19 protein-coding genes, 1 tRNA gene and 1 pseudogene are annotated in these 21,127 nt (G+C 35.7%); 20 read left to right on the forward strand and 1 reads right to left on the reverse strand.

The annotated features are described in order from the left end of the window. Positions 1–11: 11 nt before the first annotated feature. The 16 genes and pseudogenes from ACPWTF_RS13245 to ACPWTF_RS13320 all read left to right on the forward strand — a co-directional run bounded on the left by ACPWTF_RS13245 (position 12) and on the right by ACPWTF_RS13320 (position 16,682). Complete coding sequence (locus ACPWTF_RS13245) at positions 12–1,064, forward strand: arabinan endo-1,5-alpha-L-arabinosidase (protein WP_427871473.1); 1,053 nt, start codon at positions 12–14, stop codon at positions 1,062–1,064. 8 nt (positions 1,065–1,072) lie between these two features. Continuing rightward, positions 1,073–2,611 carry an alpha-N-arabinofuranosidase gene (locus tag ACPWTF_RS13250; RefSeq protein WP_427871474.1) on the forward strand — a complete coding sequence of 513 codons (1,539 nt, stop codon included), beginning with the start codon at positions 1,073–1,075 and terminating at the stop codon, positions 2,609–2,611. Between the two features lie 11 nt (positions 2,612–2,622). After that, positions 2,623–3,465: a family 43 glycosylhydrolase gene (locus ACPWTF_RS13255; protein WP_427871475.1), complete on the forward strand. Its 843-nt coding sequence runs from the start codon at positions 2,623–2,625 to the stop codon at positions 3,463–3,465. Beyond that, the gene (locus tag ACPWTF_RS13260; protein ID WP_427871476.1) at positions 3,422–4,246 is read left to right on the forward strand and encodes a glycoside hydrolase family 43 protein; all 825 of its coding nucleotides are present in this window, start codon (positions 3,422–3,424) and stop codon (positions 4,244–4,246) included. The genes ACPWTF_RS13255 and ACPWTF_RS13260 overlap by 44 nt, the downstream gene beginning before the upstream one ends. Before the next feature lie 322 nt (positions 4,247–4,568). Next, on the forward strand, positions 4,569–4,994 hold the full coding sequence (locus ACPWTF_RS13265) for a family 43 glycosylhydrolase (protein ID WP_427871477.1): 426 nt from the start codon (positions 4,569–4,571) through the stop codon (positions 4,992–4,994). A 23-nt stretch (positions 4,995–5,017) separates the two neighbouring features. Beyond that, complete coding sequence (locus tag ACPWTF_RS13270; protein ID WP_427871478.1) at positions 5,018–5,515, forward strand: family 43 glycosylhydrolase; 498 nt, start codon at positions 5,018–5,020, stop codon at positions 5,513–5,515. A 112-nt stretch (positions 5,516–5,627) separates the two neighbouring features. Beyond that, positions 5,628–6,608, forward strand: a complete 981-nt coding sequence (locus tag ACPWTF_RS13275) for an arabinan endo-1,5-alpha-L-arabinosidase (protein WP_427871479.1) — start codon at positions 5,628–5,630, stop codon at positions 6,606–6,608. A 12-nt stretch (positions 6,609–6,620) separates the two neighbouring features. After that, positions 6,621–8,600 (forward strand): glycoside hydrolase family 127 protein, encoded by a 1,980-nt coding sequence (locus tag ACPWTF_RS13280; protein ID WP_427871480.1) that lies wholly within the window; start codon positions 6,621–6,623, stop codon positions 8,598–8,600. Positions 8,601–8,641: 41 nt separating this feature from the next. After that, on the forward strand, positions 8,642–9,757 hold the full coding sequence (locus ACPWTF_RS13285; RefSeq protein WP_427871481.1) for a glycoside hydrolase family 43 protein: 1,116 nt from the start codon (positions 8,642–8,644) through the stop codon (positions 9,755–9,757). A gap of 292 nt (positions 9,758–10,049) precedes the next feature. Further along, positions 10,050–11,741, forward strand: a complete 1,692-nt coding sequence (locus ACPWTF_RS13290) for a ribulokinase (protein ID WP_427871482.1) — start codon at positions 10,050–10,052, stop codon at positions 11,739–11,741. Continuing rightward, a pseudogene (locus ACPWTF_RS13295) lies at positions 11,725–12,427 on the forward strand (L-ribulose-5-phosphate 4-epimerase). Before ACPWTF_RS13290 ends, ACPWTF_RS13295 begins: the two are co-directional and overlap by 17 nt. A 155-nt stretch (positions 12,428–12,582) precedes the next feature. Further along, complete coding sequence (gene araA, locus ACPWTF_RS13300) at positions 12,583–14,091, forward strand: L-arabinose isomerase (protein ID WP_250834546.1); 1,509 nt, start codon at positions 12,583–12,585, stop codon at positions 14,089–14,091. A gap of 140 nt (positions 14,092–14,231) precedes the next feature. Beyond that, positions 14,232–15,422, forward strand: a complete 1,191-nt coding sequence (locus ACPWTF_RS13305) for an aldose epimerase family protein (protein ID WP_427871483.1) — start codon at positions 14,232–14,234, stop codon at positions 15,420–15,422. A gap of 154 nt (positions 15,423–15,576) precedes the next feature. After that, positions 15,577–15,804, forward strand: coding sequence for a hypothetical protein (locus ACPWTF_RS13310; protein WP_427871484.1), 228 nt, complete (start codon positions 15,577–15,579; stop codon positions 15,802–15,804). A gap of 3 nt (positions 15,805–15,807) precedes the next feature. Next, positions 15,808–16,200 (forward strand): hypothetical protein, encoded by a 393-nt coding sequence (locus tag ACPWTF_RS13315; protein ID WP_427871485.1) that lies wholly within the window; start codon positions 15,808–15,810, stop codon positions 16,198–16,200. Between the two features lie 11 nt (positions 16,201–16,211). Further along, the gene (locus ACPWTF_RS13320; RefSeq protein WP_427871486.1) at positions 16,212–16,682 is read left to right on the forward strand and encodes an OsmC family protein; all 471 of its coding nucleotides are present in this window, start codon (positions 16,212–16,214) and stop codon (positions 16,680–16,682) included. Between the two features lie 36 nt (positions 16,683–16,718). Here the strand turns inward: ACPWTF_RS13320 and ACPWTF_RS13325 are convergent. Further along, positions 16,719–16,798, reverse strand: a tRNA-Leu gene (locus tag ACPWTF_RS13325). A gap of 286 nt (positions 16,799–17,084) precedes the next feature. On the opposite strand from ACPWTF_RS13325, the gene ACPWTF_RS13330 reads away from it, so the two are divergent. From ACPWTF_RS13330 to ACPWTF_RS13345, 4 genes are all read left to right on the forward strand, one after another. Then, a complete protein-coding gene (locus ACPWTF_RS13330) occupies positions 17,085–18,026 on the forward strand; it encodes a ribose-phosphate pyrophosphokinase (protein ID WP_095930679.1) in 942 nt (313 codons plus the stop codon). Between the two features lie 102 nt (positions 18,027–18,128). Then, positions 18,129–18,740, forward strand: coding sequence for a 50S ribosomal protein L25/general stress protein Ctc (locus ACPWTF_RS13335; protein WP_026727205.1), 612 nt, complete (start codon positions 18,129–18,131; stop codon positions 18,738–18,740). Positions 18,741–19,371: 631 nt separating this feature from the next. Then, positions 19,372–19,998 (forward strand): aminoacyl-tRNA hydrolase, encoded by a 627-nt coding sequence (gene pth, locus ACPWTF_RS13340; RefSeq protein ID WP_427871487.1) that lies wholly within the window; start codon positions 19,372–19,374, stop codon positions 19,996–19,998. A gap of 140 nt (positions 19,999–20,138) precedes the next feature. Beyond that, a complete protein-coding gene (locus ACPWTF_RS13345) occupies positions 20,139–20,750 on the forward strand; it encodes a superoxide dismutase (protein ID WP_095930681.1) in 612 nt (203 codons plus the stop codon). Positions 20,751–21,127: the final 377 nt, after the last annotated feature.

Genomic DNA, 21,127 nt, shown 5'->3' on the forward strand with positions numbered 1-21,127 from the left:
AAATTAGAATAATGAAAACAATTACAAGTTTGGTTTTATTAGCGATATTATTTGGGAGTTGTCAGAATGAAGATATTGTCCCAACTCAAGAAGGAACAACAGCAGTTGTAAATGCAGAGGATTCACAGGTTACCAATTCAACAGCTAAAACAGTCAGCGGAAATGTGCCATCGCACGATCCAAGTACGATTGTAAAAAGCGGTGTTAATTATTATGTTTTTACTACAGGAGATAATATACCAGTTACCTATTCAACAAATCTAACAAGCTGGGCATGGGGAACATCTGTGTTTTCATCAACGCCAAGTTGGATTACAGGATATGTTCCAGGATTCGTGAAAACGTTTTGGGCACCAGACGTTGCTTGGTTTAATAACAGATGGAATATGTACTATTCCTGTTCCACATTTGGTTCAGCTACTTCTGCAATCGGATTGGTTACAACACCAGCCATTTCGCAAAGCGCGGGAACAACATGGACAGACAGAGGAGTTGTTGTTTCTTCTTCATCAGCATCAGATGTTAATGCAATCGATCCGTCAATTTTAGTAGATGGAAGCAATGTCTATATGGCTTACGGTTCATGGCATGCAGGTATTGGCGTAATTCAAATTAATCCTTCAACAGGAAAAACAACAGGAAGCAGAACCATTGTTGCTGGCGGAAACAGCGCGTCTTGGGAGGCTCCTTGTTTAATTAAAGAAGGAAGTTATTATTACTTATTTGTAAACCGAGGAACTTGCTGTAATGGAGTTAACAGCACCTACTATATTGTAGTTGGACGTTCTACAAGTCCGTTTGGGCCTTTTGTGGATAAAAACGGTGTATCTCTAAAAAGCGGCGGCGGAACAACCGTTCTGGCTTCACAAGGAAATTATATCGGCCAGGGCATTTGTCAAGAATTACAGGAACTCAAAAAGGAGCTGTTCATTATTATGACGGAGCCGACAGCGGAAATCCAAAACTCGAAATTGTATACTTTACTTGGTCATCAGGATGGCCGACACTTTCTTATTAAAAAATTAAAATTCAGAGGAAAGTTTTTGGGCTTTCCTCTACAATAAAAACCACTATGAAAAAAGCACTTTTAATCACATTTCTTATTTCGTTTTGCAGTCAGCTGAATTTTGCGCAGACCACAATCACCATTAAAAATACGGCCGATGCGCCCACAATTGACAAAAATATCTACGGTCATTTTGCAGAGCATTTAGGGCGTTGTATTTACGGAGGATTTTTTGTGGGAGATACTTCGAAAATTCCAAATACAAAAGGAGTAAGAAATGATATTATTGCGGCTTTAAAAGATTTAAAAATTCCAAATTTAAGATGGCCAGGAGGCTGTTTCGCTGATACTTACCATTGGAAAGATGGAATCGGGCCACAAGAACAAAGACCAACTATTGTAAACAAATGGTGGGGCGGAGTTACTGAAGATAACAGTTTTGGGACACATGATTTCTTGAATATGTGCGAACTTTTAGGTGCTGAACCTTATTTATCTGGAAATGTAGGAAGCGGAACGGTTCAGGAATTAGCAGACTGGGTTCAGTATACGAACTTCAGCGGTAAAAGTCCAATGAGTGATTTACGTGCTAAAAATGGAAGAAAAGAACCTTGGAAAGTAAAGTATTGGGGAATTGGAAATGAAGCTTGGGGATGTGGAGGAAATATGACAGCAGAATATTATGCAGGAGAATACCGTAAATATGCGACTTTCATGTCTGACTGGGAAAATACGGGAGGAATCACAAGAATTGCTTCTGGATCAAATAGTTCAGATTACAATTGGACTGAAGTTTTAATGAAAGGAATTCCGTTAAATATGTTAGGCGGAGTTGGGGTTCATCATTATGCTGTAATTGACTGGGGTAAAAAAGGAGATGACAGAAATTTTACAGAAGAAGGCTATTTTAAAACGATGCAGTCGGCTTTAAAAATGGAAGAATTAGTTACGAAACATTCTGCTATTATGGACAAGTACGATCCTGAGAAAAAAGTAGCCATGATTGTTGACGAATGGGGAGGCTGGTATGAAGTAGAAAAAGGAACCAATCCAGGATTTTTGTATCAGCAAAATACCATGCGTGATGCGGTTTTAGCTGGAGCAACTCTTAACATTTTCAATAACCATGCAGATCGCGTTCGTATGGCAAACCTAGCACAATGCGTTAACGTTTTACAAGCTGTAATCCTTACAGACAAAGCTAAAATGATTGTAACGCCAACGTATCATGTAATGAAAATGTACAGCGTGCATCAAGATGCGAAGTTATTGCCAGTAAGTTTCGAATCACCATCATACACTTTTAATGGAGAAAAACTTCCTGCGGTTTCAGTGTCAGCATCAAAAGACAAAAATGGCGCAGTTCATATTTCATTAGTTAATGTGGATGCAAAAAACAAAAACAAAATCGAAATTGATGTAAAAGAATTAGGCGTGAAAAACTTCACAGGAGCGGTTATAACATCGGCTAAATTACAAGATTACAATTCATTTGAAAACCCAAATAAAATTGTTCCAACAGCTTTTAAAGGTTTCGAAAACAAAAAAGGAAAACTTGAAATCACTATTCCTCCTTTCTCAGTTGTTGTTTTAGAAGGAAAATAAAATAGAAGCAGATGAAAAAGCAAAATTTCATTTTAAAAACCATTTCTTCCATCGGATTTTTTGTGGCAGCAATTCTAATGGCGAGCTGTTCTAAAGATGATCCAGCGGCACCTGAAGTTGGTGGGCCAGATCCTGTCGTACCGCCAGTGGTTACGCCAACATTTAACGGACCGACTTATGCAGATAATTATACTGCATTTGCAAGCTGGAACACTAGATCACAATGGAATCTGGCAAATGTACATGATCCGTCAGTTGAAAAATCGGGAGAATATTATTATATGTACCAAACAGATGCTTCGTACGGAAATGCACATGAGGGTAACGGACATTTTTTCTACCGAAGATCAAAAGATTTAATCAATTGGGAATTTATGGGATCTTCAATGGCTCAGGCTCCAGCTTGGGTAAAAGATTCTTTAAATAACAAAAGAGCCAGAATGAGTCCAGCTCTTCCTCCGATAGAAAATCCAAATTATGGATTTTGGGCGCCATGCGTTCGAAAAGTAGGGAATGTTTTTAGAATGTATTACAGCATTGTAGTAACCAATCCCATTACAGGAACAGACACCAATACTTCTTGGACAGAACGTGCTTTTATTGGTTTGGCTGAAACAACAGATTTGGCTTCTAATAATTGGGTTGACAAAGGAATGGTAGTCTGCTCAGAACCTGACGGTGTAAAAAGTTATTTGAGAAACGGAGGAAACGATTGGGATGCTTATTTTAAATTCAATGCCATTGATCCGAGTTTTATTGAAACCCCAGAAGGCGAACAATATTTAATTTACGGTTCTTGGCATTCAGGAATTGCGAGCTTTAAAACTAAATCCGACAACAGGAAAACCAGATAAATTAAAAACAATCGACGATTACGGGGTTCGAATCGCGGGTCGTGGAAATGTAAATTCAAATCGATGGCAAGCACTTGAAGGACCAGAAATTATCTACAATCCAGAGACGCAATATTATTATTTGTTTTTGGCTTATGACGAATTATCGGTTGCTTATAACACGCGAGTTGCGCGTTCCAAAAATATTCTGGGTCTTTACGTAACCAATACAGGAATGAGTATTACAAACGGTGCCGAATGTTTTCCGTTGGTAACGCATCCGTATCAATTTAAAAATCATACCGGATGGGTTGGATTTGCGCACTGCGCTGTTTTTCAAAACCCAGAAACAAAACAATGGTTTTATGCTTCGCAGGCACGTTTGCCAGAAGGAGTTTCGGGAATTGCGGTTTCAAATGCAGTCATGATGGGGCATGTGCATGGAATTCAATGGACAGAAGACGGCTGGCCTGTAATAGAACCAGAACGCTATGCTGGAGTACAAACAACGACTTTTGCAGAAGGAAATCTGATTGGAACATGGGAACAAATTACCATGAATTATCAGTACAAAACCATGCAGAAAGCGGTTACGATTTATTTAACGGCCGATAAAAAAGTAAGCGGTGATATAACAGGAACTTGGTCTTACGATCCTGCAAAAAAAATTGCCACCATAAACGGAGTGAAATGCAACGTAATTGATGCTTGGGATTGGGAATCGGCAACCAGAAAAGTGACTTTAAGTTACACTGGAATCAATAGTGCGGGATTAGCAGTTTGGGGTAAAAAAGTAAACTAGAAAATTCCAATTTTTTAAATGCCAAATTCCAAGTATTAAAGAATGGCCACAGATTAAAGGATTAAAAAGATTAAAAAAAACTGCTCAATCTGCGAGAGAATAAAAATTTAAACACATAGAAACATAGGTTTTTTTGATCTGTAAAAAGAGTACAAAACAAATCTAGATTTGAACACATAGATTGCTATGTGAATTTTAAATAAATGAAATGCCTTTTTCAGACAAAGTAATACTATGATTCTATGTGTTAAAAAAAATAAACTATAGACTAAAAGATAAATCCATTTAATCTGTGAAATCTGTGGCAAAAAAAAAGTAACAAATGAAAAACCTATTTATAAACCTTTCTGTTTTGCTTTTATCGATTGTGGGAACTGCACAATCGGTAAAATTCAACAACCCCATTATTACAGATAAATATACAGGAGATCCCGCAGCATTGGTTTACAAAGACAAAGTGTATTTGTATGCAGGTCATGATGAAGCGCCAAACGATTTTAATTTTTATAAAATGAATGAATGGCTGGTGTATTCTTCTTCTGATATGAAAAAATGGCAATCACATCCTGTTCCATTGAAAGTAACCGATTTTAAATGGGCAAAAAGTGATGCTTGGGCTTCACAGGTTATTGAAAGGAACGGAAAATTTTATTGGTACGTAACGGTTGAACACGGTACTGTTCCTGGAAAATCGATTGGAGTTGCGGTTGCAGATAATCCACTCGGACAGCTTTTAAAGATGCATTAGGAAAAGCATTAATCACCAACGATATGACCAAATTTAGCGATATAAGCTGGGACGATATTGACCCGACAGTTTTTATTGATACTGATGGACAAGCCTATCTGTTTTGGGGAAATACTGCTTGTCATTATGTTAAATTAAAAGAAAACATGACGGAAATAGACGGCGAAATTCATCACATAAAATTGCCAAATTTCACTGAAGCACCTTGGATTCACAAACATAACGGCTGGTATTATTTGTCTTACGCTTATGAGTTTCCAGAGAAAATTGCCTATGCCATGAGCAAATCCATTACAGGACCTTGGGAGTTTAAAGGAATTCTGAATGAATTAGCAGGAAACAGTAACACCAATCATCAATCCATAATTGATTTTAAAGGACAATCGTATTTCATTTATCACAATGGAGCATCAAAACCACATGGAGGAAGTTTTAGAAGATCTGTTTGTGTAGATAAATTATTTTATAACAAAGACGGAACAATGAAACGTGTCGTAATGACATCTGAAGGAATACAATAGATTGTCAGTCTGAGCGGAGTCGAAGACAGTCACAGTTTTCAGTTTGGGTTTCTTATATGCTCTAGAAAAGTTTTCGTTGAGGTTTAAACTTAAATTTACTTAAATCACTTATATGGTTTACAAAAATATAAAATATACAATTTCGGCTTTTCTGATGTTCACAGTTTCCGTGGTTATGGCACAGGAAATTGTCGTGCACGATCCTGTTGTTATTAAGCAAAAAGACACTTATTATTTGTACTGTACAGGCAACGGAATCAGTGTTTTCAGCTCGAAAGATTTAAAAAAATGGAACAAAGAACCACAAGTTTTCAAAGAAAAACCAGTTTGGGCAGATGGCGTTGCGGCCGATTTTAAAAATCATATTTGGGCGCCAGATATTTCATTCCACAACAATACCTATTATCTGTATTATTCCGTTTCGGCTTTCGCCAAAAATACATCGGCGATTGGCGTTGCGACGAATACAACTTTAGATCCAAAAGATAAAAATTACAAATGGGTCGATCAGGGAATTGTCATTCAATCACAACCTAATCGAGATATGTGGAATGCCATTGATCCGAATCTAGTTTTTGATGAAAACAATACTCCTTGGCTTTCTTTTGGTTCTTTTTGGGAAGGATTGAAATTGGTCAAACTAAATCCCGATTTAAAATCCATTGCACAACCTCAGGAATGGCATACGATTGCAAAACGCAAAAGATCTTTCGAATTAACAGATTCAGACCCGGGAGATGGCGCACTTGAAGCTCCTTTTATCTTTAAGAAAAACGGATACTATTATCAATTTCTTTCTTGGGATTTGTGCTGTCGCGGAGAAAAAAGCACTTACAAAGTGGTTGTTGGAAGATCAAAAAATGTCACTGGACCTTATGTGGATAAAGAAGGAAAACCGCTCGATCAAGGTGGAGGAAGTTTAGTAGTTCAAGGGGATGAAAATTACTTTGGCGTAGGCCATAACAGTGCTTATACTTTTGATGGAAAAGATTACATGTTTTATCACGGTTATGAAAAGAAAAGCAACGGAACACCAAGATTAGTGATTAGAGAAATACAATGGGATACTGATTTGTGGCCTGTTTTAAAATAGAATACAACAATAATGAAGAAATACAACTTACCCATTTTAACGATTTTCATGTCACTTCTGATTTTGGTTTCTTGCAAAGAGACCAAAAACGATGTGGTGCAGCATAAAACATCTGTTTTAAAAGCAGGTTATGAAATAGAGCCGGTTAATATTCAAAATGTAAAACTGACGGATTCTTTTTGGCTTCCAATTATCAAAAGAGTACAGGAAGTAACAATCGAATATGCGATTAAGAAATGTGATGAAGAAGGTCGTTTTGAAAACTTTTTAATTGCTGGAAAACAAAAAACTGGAAAAGTCCGAGGCGATATGCCTTTTGATGATACCGATGTTTACAAAATCATTGAAGGCGCATCTAATACTTTAATCAGTGCTCCGAATCCGAAATTGGAAAGAGTTCTGGATTCGATGATTGCCATTGTAAAAATTGGTCAGGAACCAGACGGATACATTACCACTTGGAGAACGATAAATCCCGCAAAACCACCAGCACCTTGGGTTCCTGTAATTGAAGGAAAACGTTGGGAATCTTTGCAGATTAGCCATGAATTGTATAATCCAGGACATTTAATCGAAGCGGCAATCGTGCATTATGAAGCAACAGGAAAAACCAATTTTCTTGACATTGCGATAAAAGCTGCCGATATGCTGGTACGAACTTTTGGAGATAATCCCGGACAGGTAAAAGGAGTTCCGGGGCATCAGATTGTAGAAACGGGGTTGATAAAATTATACCAGATTACAGGAAAAGAAGATTATCTGAAATTGGCAAAATACTATTTGGACAATCGCGGAAATCCGAACAATCATAAATTATATGGAGAATATGCTCAGGATCATATTCCTGTAATTCAGCAAAATGAAGCTGTGGGGCATGCTGTTCGTGCGGTTTACATGTATGCAGGAATGACCGATATTGTTGCCATGACCAAAGATAAAGCCTATGAAAATGCCGTAAATAATTTATGGGATAATATGGTCAATAAAAAAATGTATATCACAGGCGGAATCGGCTCAAGACATGATGGTGAAGCTTTTGGAGCAAACTACGAATTGCCAAATCTAACGGCTTACAACGAAACTTGTGCGGCAATTGGCGATGTATATTGGAATCATAGACTGCATAATTTATACGGGAAATCACAATATTTTGATGTTATAGAAAGAACGATGTACAACGGATTAATTTCGGGTATTTCGCTTGACGGAAAACAATTTTTCTATCCAAATGCCTTAGAAGCGGACGGTGTTTACAAATCAAACAGAGGTTCTTGCACGCGTCAGGCTTGGTTTGATTGCTCTTGTTGTCCGACGAATTTAATTCGTTTTATTCCGTCAATTCCAGGATTGATTTATTCGAAAACAAAGAACGATTTATATGTGAATTTATATGTTTCAAACGACGCTTCTTTCGCATTAGGAAAAACCGATTTACAGATTTCGCAACAGACTTCTTATCCTTGGAACGGAAAAGTAGGACTCTTAGTTAATCCTAAAAAAGAGAGCAAATTCACGATTAAACTTCGCGTTCCAGGTTGGGCAAGAAATGAAGTTTTGCCAGGAGATTTGTATACGTATAAGAAAGCTTCAACTCAAAAACCAACGATTACTATAAACGGAGAAATAGTAGCAATTCAGCCTGAAAATGGCTATTTCAACGTGACTAGAAACTGGAAAAAGGGAGACAAAATTGCACTTAATTTCCCGATGGAAGTTCAAGAAGTAGAAACCAATTCAAAGGTAGAAACGAATAAAAATAAAGTCTCTTTAGAATACGGTCCGCTAGTATATGCAGTTGAAGAAATGGACAACAAAACCAATTTTGACAAGATCAATATTTCGGCTTCAGATACTTTCAAAGTAAGAAAAGAAGCGAACTTATTGCAAGGTGTAAATGTCATCGAAAATTCAAAATTCAAAGCCATTCCATATTATTCTTGGTCAAATCGTGGAGTTGGGAAAATGAAAGTGTGGATTGATTTTAAAGACTGAATTCCTCACAAATAAATTAAATGCAAACAAACCAGTATAACATGCAAACAAACCTATTAAAAAAATGGGCACTTTCAGCAATTGTTTTTGTAAGTGTTTCTTCCTGTACAGATAAAAAAGCGGAAAAAGAATTGTCTAAGAAAGAAACGGCTACTACAAAAACAACTTTAACTAACAAACCTATTGTGTCGCAAAGAGCAGATCCTTTTATCTATAAGCATACAGATGGGTATTACTATTTTACGGGATCGGTACCAACCTATGATGCTATAGAGTTAAGACGTGCAAAGTCTATTGCTGAGCTTCAAAATGCTGAAACCTTTAGAGTATGGGAAAAACATAAAAGCGGACCAATGAGCCGTCACGTGTGGGCTCCTGAAATTCATTATTTAGATGGAAAATGGTACGTGTATTTTGCAGCAAGCGAAGAAGAAGATATTTGGAAATTAAGACCTTATGTTTTGGAGTGTACAGGCCAGGATCCTTTACATGACAAGTGGATTGAACTTGGACAAATGCAGGCAGCTGATGCAGATCCAAAAAGCTTTACCGATTTTTCTCTGGACGGAACTGTATTTGAGCATAAAAACAAACGCTATTTCTGTTGGGCAGAAAAAACAGGCGGGCAGTTCGCCGCTTCCAATTTGTATTTAGCCGAAATGGAATCGCCCGTAAAACTAAAAACAGTTCAATTCATGTTAACGACTCCGGATTATGATTGGGAACGTATAGGTTTTTGGGTAAATGAAGGTCATGCGGTGATTAAAAACAAAGGAAAAATTTACATTACTTTTTCGGCAAGTGCTACTGGTTCTTGTTACAGTATGGGAATGATGGAAGCAGATGAAAATGCTGATTTACTAGATAGAAATTCTTGGAAAAAATCCAGATATCCAGTATTAAAAACCAATGAAGCAAAAAAGATTTATGAACCAGGGCATAATTCATTCACGGTGGATGAAAACGGAGAACCATTAGTAATTTATCATGCAAGGGATTACGAAAAAGCTGTTGGTGATCCAAAAGTGGTGCCTGCAACAGATAAAAGACCGTTGAAAGAAATTATTGCAGATCCATTATATGATCCTAATCGTCATGCGAGAATGATGAAATTAAAATTTGATGAAAGTGGTAGACCAATATTCGAATTTAACTAAAAAGGCCAAATGGTAATGATGAAAATTAGTCCAAAAGAAAGTCAGTTTTAGATAAGTGGAAGTAAAGTTCAGTACGATTTTCCAGCTTATTCTTTGACTGTTTTGAAAATTAAGATGAAATAATCGCAAGATTATAAATGTAACATTGACATTTATTTTTTGTTTTGAGCTTAAATCTTTGTTTTGATGCATTTTTTGTAAAAATTAAAGAACAGAATTTTATTAAGTGTTTTTTATACACTTATAAATTATTTATAATTATATTTGTCAATATTTTAAAAATAAAATACGAATGAAAAATTATGTAATAGGATTGGACTACGGAACAGATTCTGTTCGCGCGGTGCTAATTGATACAGAAAATGGGCAGGAGCTAGCATCGAATGTTTCTCATTACAAAAGATGGAAAAACAAACAATATTGTGACGCTTCTATAAACCAATTTCGTCAGCATCCTTTGGATCATATCGAAGGATTAGAAATTACGATTCAAAACGTTGTAAAAGAAAGTAAAGTAGATCCTTCGTTAGTAAAAGGAATTTGTATTGATACAACTGGATCGTCTCCGGTGCCGGTTACAAAAGACGGAACGCCCTTGGCCTTGACAAAAGGTTTTGAAGAAAACCCAAATGCGATGATGGTTTTATGGAAAGACCATACTTCTATAAATGAAGCAAACGAAATCAACGAACTAGCAGTAAGTTGGGGCGGAGAAGATGTTACAAAATATGTGGGCGGAATTTATTCTTCTGAATGGTTTTGGGCAAAAATCCTGCACATTGCAAGACAAGACGAAGCGGTTCGAAATGCAGCGCACACCTGGATGGAACATTGCGATTTAATGACGTATTTATTAATTGAAGATAAAGATTTAAAAACTTTCAAAAGAAGCCGTTGCGCCGCAGGTCATAAAGCCATGTGGCACGCAGACTGGAACGGATTACCGCCAGTTGAATTCTTAGAAAAATTACATCCGTATTTAGCGCAGCTTCGCGGCAATTTATATGATGAAACGTATACATCAGATTTAGTTGCTGGAAATTTAAGCCAAGAATGGGCAGATCGTTTAGGGCTTTCGACAGAAACTGTTGTGGCTGTAGGAACTTTCGATGCACATTCTGGAGCGGTTGGAGCTAAAATCGAAGAGAATACTTTGGTTCGTGTTATGGGAACTTCAACTTGCGACATCCTTGTTGGTTCTTATGATGAGGTGGGAACAAAAACGGTTCGCGGAATCTGTGGCCAAGTTGATGGATTTGTTATTCCAGGATTTATTGGTTTAGAAGCAGGACAATCTGCTTTTGGAGATTTATTGGCTTGGTACAAAGAATTATTAATGTGGCCGACGGAACATTTATTAGGTTCTTCATCTGTTTTAAATGATGCTCAAAAAGAACAATTAAGAGAAGAATTTAGCGATAAATTAATTGTTGAATTAACGAAAGAAGCAGAGAAAATCCCGGTTTCAGAAAGCCTTCCAATTGCTTTAGATTGGATTAACGGACGCAGAACTCCAGATGCTAATCAGGAATTAAAAAGTGCGATTTCGAATCTTTCTTTAGGAACAAAAGCACCTCATATTTTTAAAGCTTTAGTAAACGCAATCTGTTTTGGAGCCAAGAAAATTGTAGATCGTTTTGAAGAAGAAGGTGTAAAAATTGGCAGTGTAATCGGAATTGGCGGTGTTGCTAGAAAATCTCCTTTCATCATGCAGACTTTGGCCAATGTTTTAAACAAGCCAATTAAAGTTGCAGCTTCAGACCAAACACCAGCTTTAGGAGCGGCAATTTATGCAGCTGTTGCAGCTGGAATTTATCCAAATGTAATCGAAGCAAGTCAGAAAATTGGAAGTGATTTTGACGGAGAATATTTCCCTCAGACAGACCAAGTTGAAGCGTATCATAAACTGCTTTTGGGATACGAACAATTAAGTGCTTTTGCAAATCCAAACCTTAAAATATCGCAACATGAGCTCTCAATATAAAGATTTAAAACAAGAATGTTACGAAGCCAACATGCAGTTAAATGCATTGAATTTGGTGGTGTATACTTTTGGAAATGTAAGTGCCGTGGATAGAAAAAATGGTGTTTTTGCCATTAAACCAAGCGGTGTTCCTTATGAAGATTTAAAACCTGAAGATATCGTAATTGTCGATTTTGATAATAATGTTATTGAAGGCACAATGCGTCCGTCATCGGACACAAAAACGCATGCTTATTTATACAAACATTGGCCAAATATTGGCGGAGTGGCTCATACACACGCTACTTATTCTGTGGCTTGGGCACAATCGCAACAAGATATTCCAATTTTCGGAACAACGCATGCCGATCATTTAACGGCAGATATTCCGTGTGCGCCCCCGATGGCAGATCATTTAATTGAAGGAAACTACGAACACAATACCGGAATTCAGATTCTAGATTGCTTCAAAGAAAAAAAACTTTCTTATGAAGAAGTAGAAATGATTCTGATTGGAAATCACGGTTCGGTTTGCATGGGGAAAAAATGCCGCAAAAGCGGTTTATAATAGTAAAGTCTTAGAAGTTGTGGCAGAAATGGCATACTTGACTTTACAAATAAATCCAAACACACCAAGATTAAAAGATTCATTAATAAAGAAACATTACAACCGTAAACACGGAAAAGATTCGTATTACGGACAGTAAAGGCTTTGTTTCAGGTTTCAGGTTTTTTTAGTTTCAAGTTGTTGGGACGTAAAATTTGGAATGTGAAACAAACAAAACAGAAACAATAATATAACAAATCGAGTTTTCAGATTCCAATAACCTGAAACCTGAAACTTGAAACAAAAAATAACAAAATGATAGACATTTCTCAAAAAGAAGTATGGTTTGTAGTAGGAAGCCAGGAATTATACGGTGAAGAAACACTTAGAAAAGTAGCAGAGCATTCACAGATTATTGCAAAAGGATTAGACGCTTCGTCTTCAATTCCAGTAAAAGTGGTTTACAAAGATGTGGTGAAATCTCCATCGCAGATTTTAGATGTATGTTTGGCGGCGAATTCTGCTAAAAACTGTATCGGAATTATCGCTTGGATGCACACTTTCTCTCCAGCAAAAATGTGGATTGGCGGTTTAAATATCCTTAAAAAACCATTATGCCATTTACATACACAATACAATGCTGAAATTCCGTGGGGAAGCATCGACATGGATTTCATGAACTTGAACCAATCGGCTCACGGAGATCGTGAATTCGGTTTTATCATGTCTAGATTACGTAAAAAACGTAAAGTAGTTGTAGGACACTGGGAAGATCAAAGAGTTCAAAAACAATTAGGAATCTGGTCAAGAGTAGTTCTTGGATGGGACGAACTTCAAAACTTAAAAGTAGCTCGTATTGGAGACAATATGCGTGAAGTTGCCGTAACAGAAGGTGATAAAGTTGAAGCTCAAATTCGTTTCGGAATGTCTGTAAACGGATACGATTCTTCAGATGTTACCAAACATATCGAGAAAGTAACTGACAAAGAATTAAATGATTTATTAGCCGTTTACGAACAATCATACAACTTAACAGATTCATTAAAAGAAGGTGGAGCACAAAGAAGTTCATTGGTTGAAGCAGCAAAAATCGAATTAGGTTTAAGAGCTTTCCTTGAAGAAGGAGGATTTGGAGCTTTTACAGATACATTTGAAAACCTTGGGGTTTGGAAACAATTACCAGGAATCGCAACACAAAGATTAATGGCTGATGGTTATGGTTTTGGTGGAGAAGGAGACTGGAAAACAGCTGCAATGGTAAGAGCTTTAAAAGTAATGTGTATTGGTTTAGAAGGCGGAACGTCTTTCATGGAAGATTATACATACCATTTCACACCACAAAAATCATATGTTCTAGGATCTCATATGTTAGAGATTTGTCCATCTATTGCTGACGGAAAACCTTCTTGCGAAGTGCATCCATTAGGAATTGGCGGAAAAGAAGATCCAGCTCGTTTGGTTTTTAATTCGCCTGCAGGAGATGCAATCAATGTTTCTTTGGTGGATATGGGAACTCGTTTCCGTTTAATTGTAAACGAAGTAGAAGCAGTGAAACCAATGGCTGAATTGCCAAAATTGCCAGTTGCACGTGTTCTTTGGGATTGTAAACCAAATTTAGAAGTTGCAGCAACAGCTTGGATTTTAGCTGGAGGAGCGCACCATACGGTTTACAGCCAATCGATTACAACAGAATATATGGAAGATTTCGCAGACATTGCTGGAATCGAATTATTGGTAATTGATGAAAAAACAACTGTAAGAGAGTTTAAAGATAAAATCAATGCTAACGAAGCGTATTTCCATTTGTTTCAACACGGCCTGTAAGGCGGTAAAATGTAATTTGTAAGATGTAAAATGTGAAAAAACTTAAAAAGGTAATTTTTACATTTTTAAAATGATTAAATTTCACATCTAACAATTTACATCTAACATTTAACTTTTTTACAAACCCAAAATTATCATTTATGAATGTATTAAAACGCTCTCTTTTCATATTAAGCATGCTTGGTATTGCTATAGTTTCAGTTCAGTGTAAAGGCGATAAAAAAGCTGATACAGAAAAAACGGAAGCCGATGCAAAAGCTTTAGTTACAATTGACAAATCGGAATACGGAACTACTGCTAAAGGAGAAAAAGTAGAAAGCTATAAATTGAAAAACCAAAACGGGATGGAAGTGGATATCATCACTTTTGGTGGAAGAATTACAGATTTGAAAGTGCCTAATAAAGCAGGAGTTTCAGAAAATGTAGTAATAGGATTCAGTTCTTTGGCTCAATATGAAAAAGAAAATCCTTTCTTTGGAGCTTTGATCGGAAGATACGGAAACCGAATTGCAAAAGGTAAATTTTCATTAGATGGAAAAGAATATCAATTAGCTTTAAACAACGCTCCAAATGCTTTACATGGAGGTTCACAAGGGTTTTTTAATGTAGTTTGGAAAGCAGATGAGGTTAAATCTGGCGATACAGCTTCTTTAAAATTATCTTATGTAAGTAAAGATATGGAAGAAGGTTATCCAGGAAATCTGAAAGTTTTTGTGACTTATACCTTGACAAATGATAATCAGTTGGAAGTGCTTTACGAAGCAACAACAGACAAAAAAACAGTTGTTAATTTAACTCAACATTCATACTTCAATTTATCAGGAGATTTTACCAAAACAATCTTGGATCACGAATTGACTTTAAATGCTGATAAATTAGTTCCAGTTGATGCAGATTTGATTCCGACAGGAAAATTAGAAGATGTTGCTGGTACACCTTTCGATTTCAGAACTCCGAAATTAATTGGAAAAGACATCAATGCTAAAAATGACCAGTTAGAAAAAGGGAAAGGTTATGACCACTGCTGGGTGTTGAATAACCCTGAAAAAGGAAAAACAATTATTGCAAAAGTATATCATGCAGCAAGCGGAAGAGTTATGGAAATGACAACAGACGAACCTGGAATTCAGTTCTACTCTGGAAACTTCCTTGACGGAACCTTGCCAATGCCAAACGGAGGAACTTTTGCACATAGAACAGGATTGTGTCTAGAAACAGAACATTATCCAGATTCTCCAAACCAGAAAAATTTCCCAACAACGGTTTTAAACCCAGGAGAAAATTATAAAACTAAAACTACTTTTAAATTCTCGGTAAAAAAAAAGTTTTAGAATCTGTTAATTAGTTTAGTAATTCTCTAAAAACCTCGGAAGTTAAATGCTTTCGAGGTTTTTTATTTTTAGAAAGAATGATAATTTATTTCACTACTGTTAAAAGATTAACTTAGCGAGCTTAATTCATTTTAGGAAACTGAAAAATTGTAATATGAAAAGAAAAGTTATTTGTATTTTATTCTCCATTTTATTTCTACAAAGTTGTCAAAATAAAGAAAAAAGCCAACAGCAAAACAATTCTATTGATAAGGTAGATTCAGGCAAAAGAACAGATTTATCGAATGATAGCAATGAACAAATAACATTAGTTAAAAACTTTATGAAATGGTATATTAAAAACATGGATATGCTGGGAAAATTTGATGTCATTGGCGGATGACCAATGGATGTAAAAGAGAATGAAGAGGCAGAAAATTATTATGTAGATTTTAAAGAAGCTGAAAAATATATTTCAGAATTGAAAAAAAGTGGTTTTTTAACTGATAACATTCTTAAAAATGAAGAAAAATCGTTTTTAGAAGCAGACAAATATTATAAAGAAAACCCAGAAAATGATGGTCCACCGTATGGTTTTGATTATGATCATTTCTTTCTTACTCAAGAAGCATTTGAGGAAGATTTACTAAATATTGATAAAATTAAATATGCTATAAATCAAAAAGATGATTTTAATTCAGAGGTGACGTTTGTTCTACCTATATCTGGAAACTATAAGTATTCTTTAAAAAAGATAGGGATAAAATGGTTTATTGAGAAAATAGAATCAGTACAATAATAAAGTAATTTATGACATTCAGACATCTATTCAAGACACAATTAAACTGGATATTAAAACAAAATTCAGCAAATTCTTCCAAAAGATTCTATAGCAAAAGCCATCAAGTTCAAATTGAAGGAAAACCCATTTTAGATGTTTCGGCAGCAAAAGCTTTTAAAGGCGATCCTGAATTATACAATCCAGAAGATTTATTGTTAAGCAGTTTAGTTTCCTGCCACATGATGTCATATTTATATGTCTGCTCGCAAAACGGAATAGAAGTTCTGGAGTATTCAGACAATGCAGAAGCGACCTTAGAAGTAAATCCAGAAGGAAGCGGACGTTTTGTTGAGGCAAGATTATATCCGAAAGTAAAAATTTCAAATTCAGATCAAATAGAATTGGCTTTAGAGTTGCATCATAAAGCAAATCAATTGTGTTTTATTGCTAATTCTTGCAATTTTCCTGTTTTGCATAATGGAAGTTGTGAAGTAGTATAAAAGAAAAAACCTCTTCCGTTAAGAAGAGGTTTTTCGTACCCGGAGCCGGAGTCGAACCGGCACGGTTTCCCACAGGTGTTTGAGACCAGCGCGTCTACCAATTCCGCCATCCGGGCTTAGCAGACGAAAAAATAATCAAAAGCGATTATTTTAACGCAATAGAATGAAGTCATAAATGGCGTCATTCCTTTAACACGGTGCAAATGTAAAAAATAATTTTAAACGAACTACTAAAAATACTTAAATTTTTGCTTTCAGTGTTCAATAAATTTTATAAATTTGCAGCTCGTTAAAACGAAGCACACACAACTAACTACATCCGAGACATTTATACGCATTCCGCTTTATTGAAATATAAAGTTGAATTTTTTTAAAAGTAACGGGATAAAACAACAAATTACAATGTCGCACCTAGAACCAGAAGCTAAAATTTTTGCTTGTTCACAAAGTGTTTATCTTGCAGAAAAAATTGCAAAAGATTACGGAATTCCGTTAGGAAAAGTAACGATGTCAACGTATAGTGATGGAGAATTTCAGCCGTCTTACGAAGAATCAATAAGAGGTTTACGAGTATTCATCGTATGTTCAACTTTTCCAAGTGCAGATAATCTGATGGAATTGTTGTTAATGATTGATGCGGCAAAACGTGCATCAGCAAGACATATTACAGCTGTTATGCCTTATTTTGGTTGGGCAAGACAAGATAGAAAAGACAAACCAAGAGTTCCAATTGGAGCTAAATTAGTAGCAAATCTATTAACAGCTGCAGGAGCAACAAGAATCATGACAATGGATTTGCACGCAGACCAGATTCAAGGATTCTTTGAAAAACCAGTAGATCATTTATTTGCATCTACCATCTTTTTACCATACGTAGAAAGTTTAAAATTAGATAATCTAACAATTGCATCTCCAGATATGGGAGGTTCAAAAAGAGCATATGCTTACTCTAAGTTTTTAGAATCAGATGTAGTAATCTGTTACAAACAAAGAAAAGCAGCCAACGTTATCGACACTATGGAGCTTATTGGTGAAGTAAAAGGACGTAACGTAATCTTAGTAGATGACATGATCGATACAGGAGGAACTTTAGCGAAAGCGGCAGACCTAATGATCGAAAAAGGAGCACTAAGTGTAAGAGCAATTTGTACGCACGCTATTTTATCTGGTGGAGCATACGAAAAAATCGAAAACTCAAAATTAACTGAGTTAATCGTAACAGATTCTATTCCGTTAAAGAAAGAATCAAAAAAGATAAAAGTGGTAAGCTGTGCGCCTCTATTTGCTGAGGTTATGCAGATGGTTCACCACAACAATTCCATCAGTGGAAAATTTATAATGTAAAAGCAATAGGCTATAAGCTATCGCAATTACAAAAAAGCTTAAAGCCTAGTGCTAAAGCTTACAAAATAGAATATTTATATTAATAACTATATTTTTTTTACAATGAAATCGATTACAATTAAAGGATCAGAAAGAGAAAGCGTGGGCAAAGTGTCAACTAAAGCCTTACGTAATGCTGGAGCGGTTCCTTGCGTGTTATACGGAGGAAATCAAGCAGTACACTTCTCAGCAGACGCTGCAGCGTTCAAAAACTTGGTTTACACTCCAAATGCACACACAGTTGTGATTGAGCTTGGAAAAGGAAAATCATTCAATGCAATTTTGCAAGATATCCAAGTTCACCCAGTAACTGACAAAATTTTACACATTGACTTCTTCCAATTATTTGATGATAAAGAAATCACAATGGAAGTTCCTGTGAAAATCGTTGGTACATCTAAAGGTGTTCTTGCGGGAGGTGTTTTACGTTTAAACCAACGTAAATTAAAAGTTAAAGCTTTACCAGCAAATCTTCCTGATTTCGTTGAAGCTGACATCACTCCACTTGAAATGGGTAACAAATTATATGTTACTAAAGTTGGAAAACCAGAGTACAAAATTATGCACCCAGACAACACAGTTGTTTGTCAAGTGAGAATCTCTCGTGCTGCTATGAAAGCTGCTCAAGAGGCTGCAAAAGCTGCAAAAGCTCCTGCAAAAGGAAAGAAAAAATAATTTTTTTCAACTCAATACAAAAAGCCTCAATCCTACGATTGGGGCTTTTTTTTTAGATGCTAAGTTTCTAAGATGCTAAGTTTTTTTATTGTGAAAAGGCCACGACTCCGCTCAGTCTGACACATATAATATTTGTCTGGCAGAGCGGAGTCGAAACCCTTTTTTTATGATTTGTTTTTAGAAGCAGAATCTTTGCGGGTTTTTCAAGACGTAACATTCCTGCCATCCGCTGTATCTTTTCCTGGTTAAAGAAACCAGAAAAAGGATGCCGCTTCTGTCAGGGCTAGTAAGAAAATATCTTTTTCATAAGATTCAAAGTGGCTAAGATCCTGAGGTGTTAAGTTTTTTTCGTCATTGCCAGGCTGAACGGAGTCGAAGCCCACTCAAAATATGGAATTTAGATTGTCGAGCTTCTTGCATTTCTTTAATTTCGTTTAGGATGGCAATAAAATCTGCCAGAGACATTTTCTTTGTGCGCTTTGCAATCTCTATAGGAACTATTTCTTTGCGTTCTTCGCGTAAACCTTTGCGAACTTTGCGGTTAAATTTCACCCAGTAAACAATTCTCTAATTTTCACATTTTCAAATTATCCAATTGCCACATTCTCTAATTAATCTTACTTTTGCAATCATGATAAAATGGATAGCAAAACTGTTTTCATCAGCACAAAAAGAAGAGAACATAGATAATATGAAAAAATATTTAATCGTCGGATTAGGAAATATCGGAGCCGAATACGTAAACACCAGGCATAATATCGGATTTAAAGTCCTAGACTTTTTAGCAAAAAAAGAAGGGCTTTCATTTGAAACCGTAAAATTAGGTGCTTTGGCTGAATACAAATTTAAAGGAAGAACCTTTTTTCTTTTAAAGCCAAACACTTACATGAACTTAAGCGGTAAAGCGGTAAAATATTGGATGGATAAAGAAAATATACCATTAGAGAATATTTTGGTCATTACAGACGATTTAAATCTGTCATTTGGCACTATTAGAATCAAACCAAAAGGAAGCGACGGTGGTCATAACGGTTTAAAAAACATTAATTTGGTTTTAAATACACAAAATTATACACGCTATAGATTTGGTATTAGTGATGAATTCAAAAAGGGACAGCAGGTAGATTATGTTTTAGGAGAATGGACAGCGGAAGAAGAAGCAAAACTTCCAGAACGTTTAGAAACTTCTGCAGAAATTATTAGAACTTTTGGAACTGCTGGTTTAGAAAATACAATGACAACATTTAATGGAAAATAAAGATTTTCAGATATTTATGTTGTAAAAATGTAAATTATCAGAGAATTTAATTCAATTATAACGAAATAGTATTTTCAATTCCAAAGTTAAATGTCTAAATTTGGGATAAATTATTTATAAACCATAAAAATCATAATACCATGGCTTTTGAATTACCACAATTACCTTATGCATACGATGCATTAGAACCACATATTGATGCACGTACAATGGAAATCCATCATACAAAGCACCACAACGCCTACACAACAAATCTTAACGCAGCTATTGCTGGAACAGATTTAGAAGGAAAAACAATCGAAAACATCTTAATCAACTTAGATAAATCTAACGCTGCAGTTCGTAACAATGGTGGAGGTTTCTACAACCACAATTTATTCTGGACTGTAATGTCTCCAAACGGAGGAGGATTGCCTACAGGTGATTTATTGGCTGCAATCGAAGCTTCTTTCGGATCATTCGAAGAATTTAAAGCAAAATTTGCTAAAGCTGGAGCTACACAATTCGGTTCTGGATGGGCTTGGTTAACAGTTCAAAAAGGAGGGAAATTAGAAGTTGTAGGTACTCCAAATCAAGATAATCCATTAATGCCAGAAGTTGCTGGTAACGGTGGAACTCCAATCTTAGGAATGGATGTTTGGGAGCACGCTTACTACTTAAACTACCAAAACAGAAGACCAGATTATATTGAAGCTTTTTTCAGTGTAATTAACTGGACAGAAGTTGCTAGAAGATTTGCTTTAGACAAATAAGAAAATAGAGTAAAGAATATAGAGAAAAGACGGATGACTTAATAGTTATCCGTCTTTTTTTTGTTTAAAGTCTTTTCTCTTTATTCTATTTTCTTTTATCTAAAAAAAGAAAAATAAAAATAAAAAAGGCAGATATTACTCTGCCTTTTTTGCCCCAAATCTACCATAAACTTAACCTACTAATGTTATGGTCTTGTAAATGTATGGTAGCTATTATTATTAAAAAAACTTTTCAGATGAATGGTCAATATATCCGATTAAGTAAAAAGAGAATAGAATAAAGGCAAAATTTTTTAAGTCTAATCTACTGTCTTTATTCTATATTCTATTCTCTAAAAAAAGAAAATAAAAAAGGCGGAATTTCTTCCACCTTTTTT

Source organism: Flavobacterium sp. MMS24-S5 (assembly GCF_050320125.1).
In the GTDB taxonomy this organism is placed as follows: Bacteria; Bacteroidota; Bacteroidia; order Flavobacteriales; family Flavobacteriaceae; genus Flavobacterium; species Flavobacterium tyrosinilyticum.

Excerpts from the sequence above, each read along its gene's own strand:
- ACPWTF_RS13280 (WP_427871480.1), top strand. The coding sequence starts at position 6,621 with ATGAAGAAATACAACTTACCCATTTTAACGATTTTCATGTCACTTCTG.
- ACPWTF_RS13270 (WP_427871478.1), top strand. The coding sequence starts at position 5,018 with ATGACCAAATTTAGCGATATAAGCTGGGACGATATTGACCCGACAGTT.
- ACPWTF_RS13330 (WP_095930679.1), top strand. The coding sequence starts at position 17,085 with ATGTCGCACCTAGAACCAGAAGCTAAAATTTTTGCTTGTTCACAAAGT.
- ACPWTF_RS13250 (WP_427871474.1), top strand. The coding sequence starts at position 1,073 with ATGAAAAAAGCACTTTTAATCACATTTCTTATTTCGTTTTGCAGTCAG.
- ACPWTF_RS13320 (WP_427871486.1), top strand. The coding sequence starts at position 16,212 with ATGACATTCAGACATCTATTCAAGACACAATTAAACTGGATATTAAAA.
- ACPWTF_RS13285 (WP_427871481.1), top strand. The coding sequence starts at position 8,642 with ATGCAAACAAACCTATTAAAAAAATGGGCACTTTCAGCAATTGTTTTT.
- pth (WP_427871487.1), top strand. The coding sequence starts at position 19,372 with ATGATAAAATGGATAGCAAAACTGTTTTCATCAGCACAAAAAGAAGAG.
- ACPWTF_RS13310 (WP_427871484.1), top strand. The coding sequence starts at position 15,577 with ATGAAAAGAAAAGTTATTTGTATTTTATTCTCCATTTTATTTCTACAA.
- ACPWTF_RS13305 (WP_427871483.1), top strand. The coding sequence starts at position 14,232 with ATGAATGTATTAAAACGCTCTCTTTTCATATTAAGCATGCTTGGTATT.
- ACPWTF_RS13315 (WP_427871485.1), top strand. The coding sequence starts at position 15,808 with ATGGATGTAAAAGAGAATGAAGAGGCAGAAAATTATTATGTAGATTTT.
- araA (WP_250834546.1), top strand. The coding sequence starts at position 12,583 with ATGATAGACATTTCTCAAAAAGAAGTATGGTTTGTAGTAGGAAGCCAG.
- ACPWTF_RS13290 (WP_427871482.1), top strand. The coding sequence starts at position 10,050 with ATGAAAAATTATGTAATAGGATTGGACTACGGAACAGATTCTGTTCGC.
- ACPWTF_RS13275 (WP_427871479.1), top strand. The coding sequence starts at position 5,628 with ATGGTTTACAAAAATATAAAATATACAATTTCGGCTTTTCTGATGTTC.
- ACPWTF_RS13255 (WP_427871475.1), top strand. The coding sequence starts at position 2,623 with ATGAAAAAGCAAAATTTCATTTTAAAAACCATTTCTTCCATCGGATTT.
- ACPWTF_RS13245 (WP_427871473.1), top strand. The coding sequence starts at position 12 with ATGAAAACAATTACAAGTTTGGTTTTATTAGCGATATTATTTGGGAGT.
- ACPWTF_RS13265 (WP_427871477.1), top strand. The coding sequence starts at position 4,569 with ATGAAAAACCTATTTATAAACCTTTCTGTTTTGCTTTTATCGATTGTG.
- ACPWTF_RS13335 (WP_026727205.1), top strand. The coding sequence starts at position 18,129 with ATGAAATCGATTACAATTAAAGGATCAGAAAGAGAAAGCGTGGGCAAA.
- ACPWTF_RS13345 (WP_095930681.1), top strand. The coding sequence starts at position 20,139 with ATGGCTTTTGAATTACCACAATTACCTTATGCATACGATGCATTAGAA.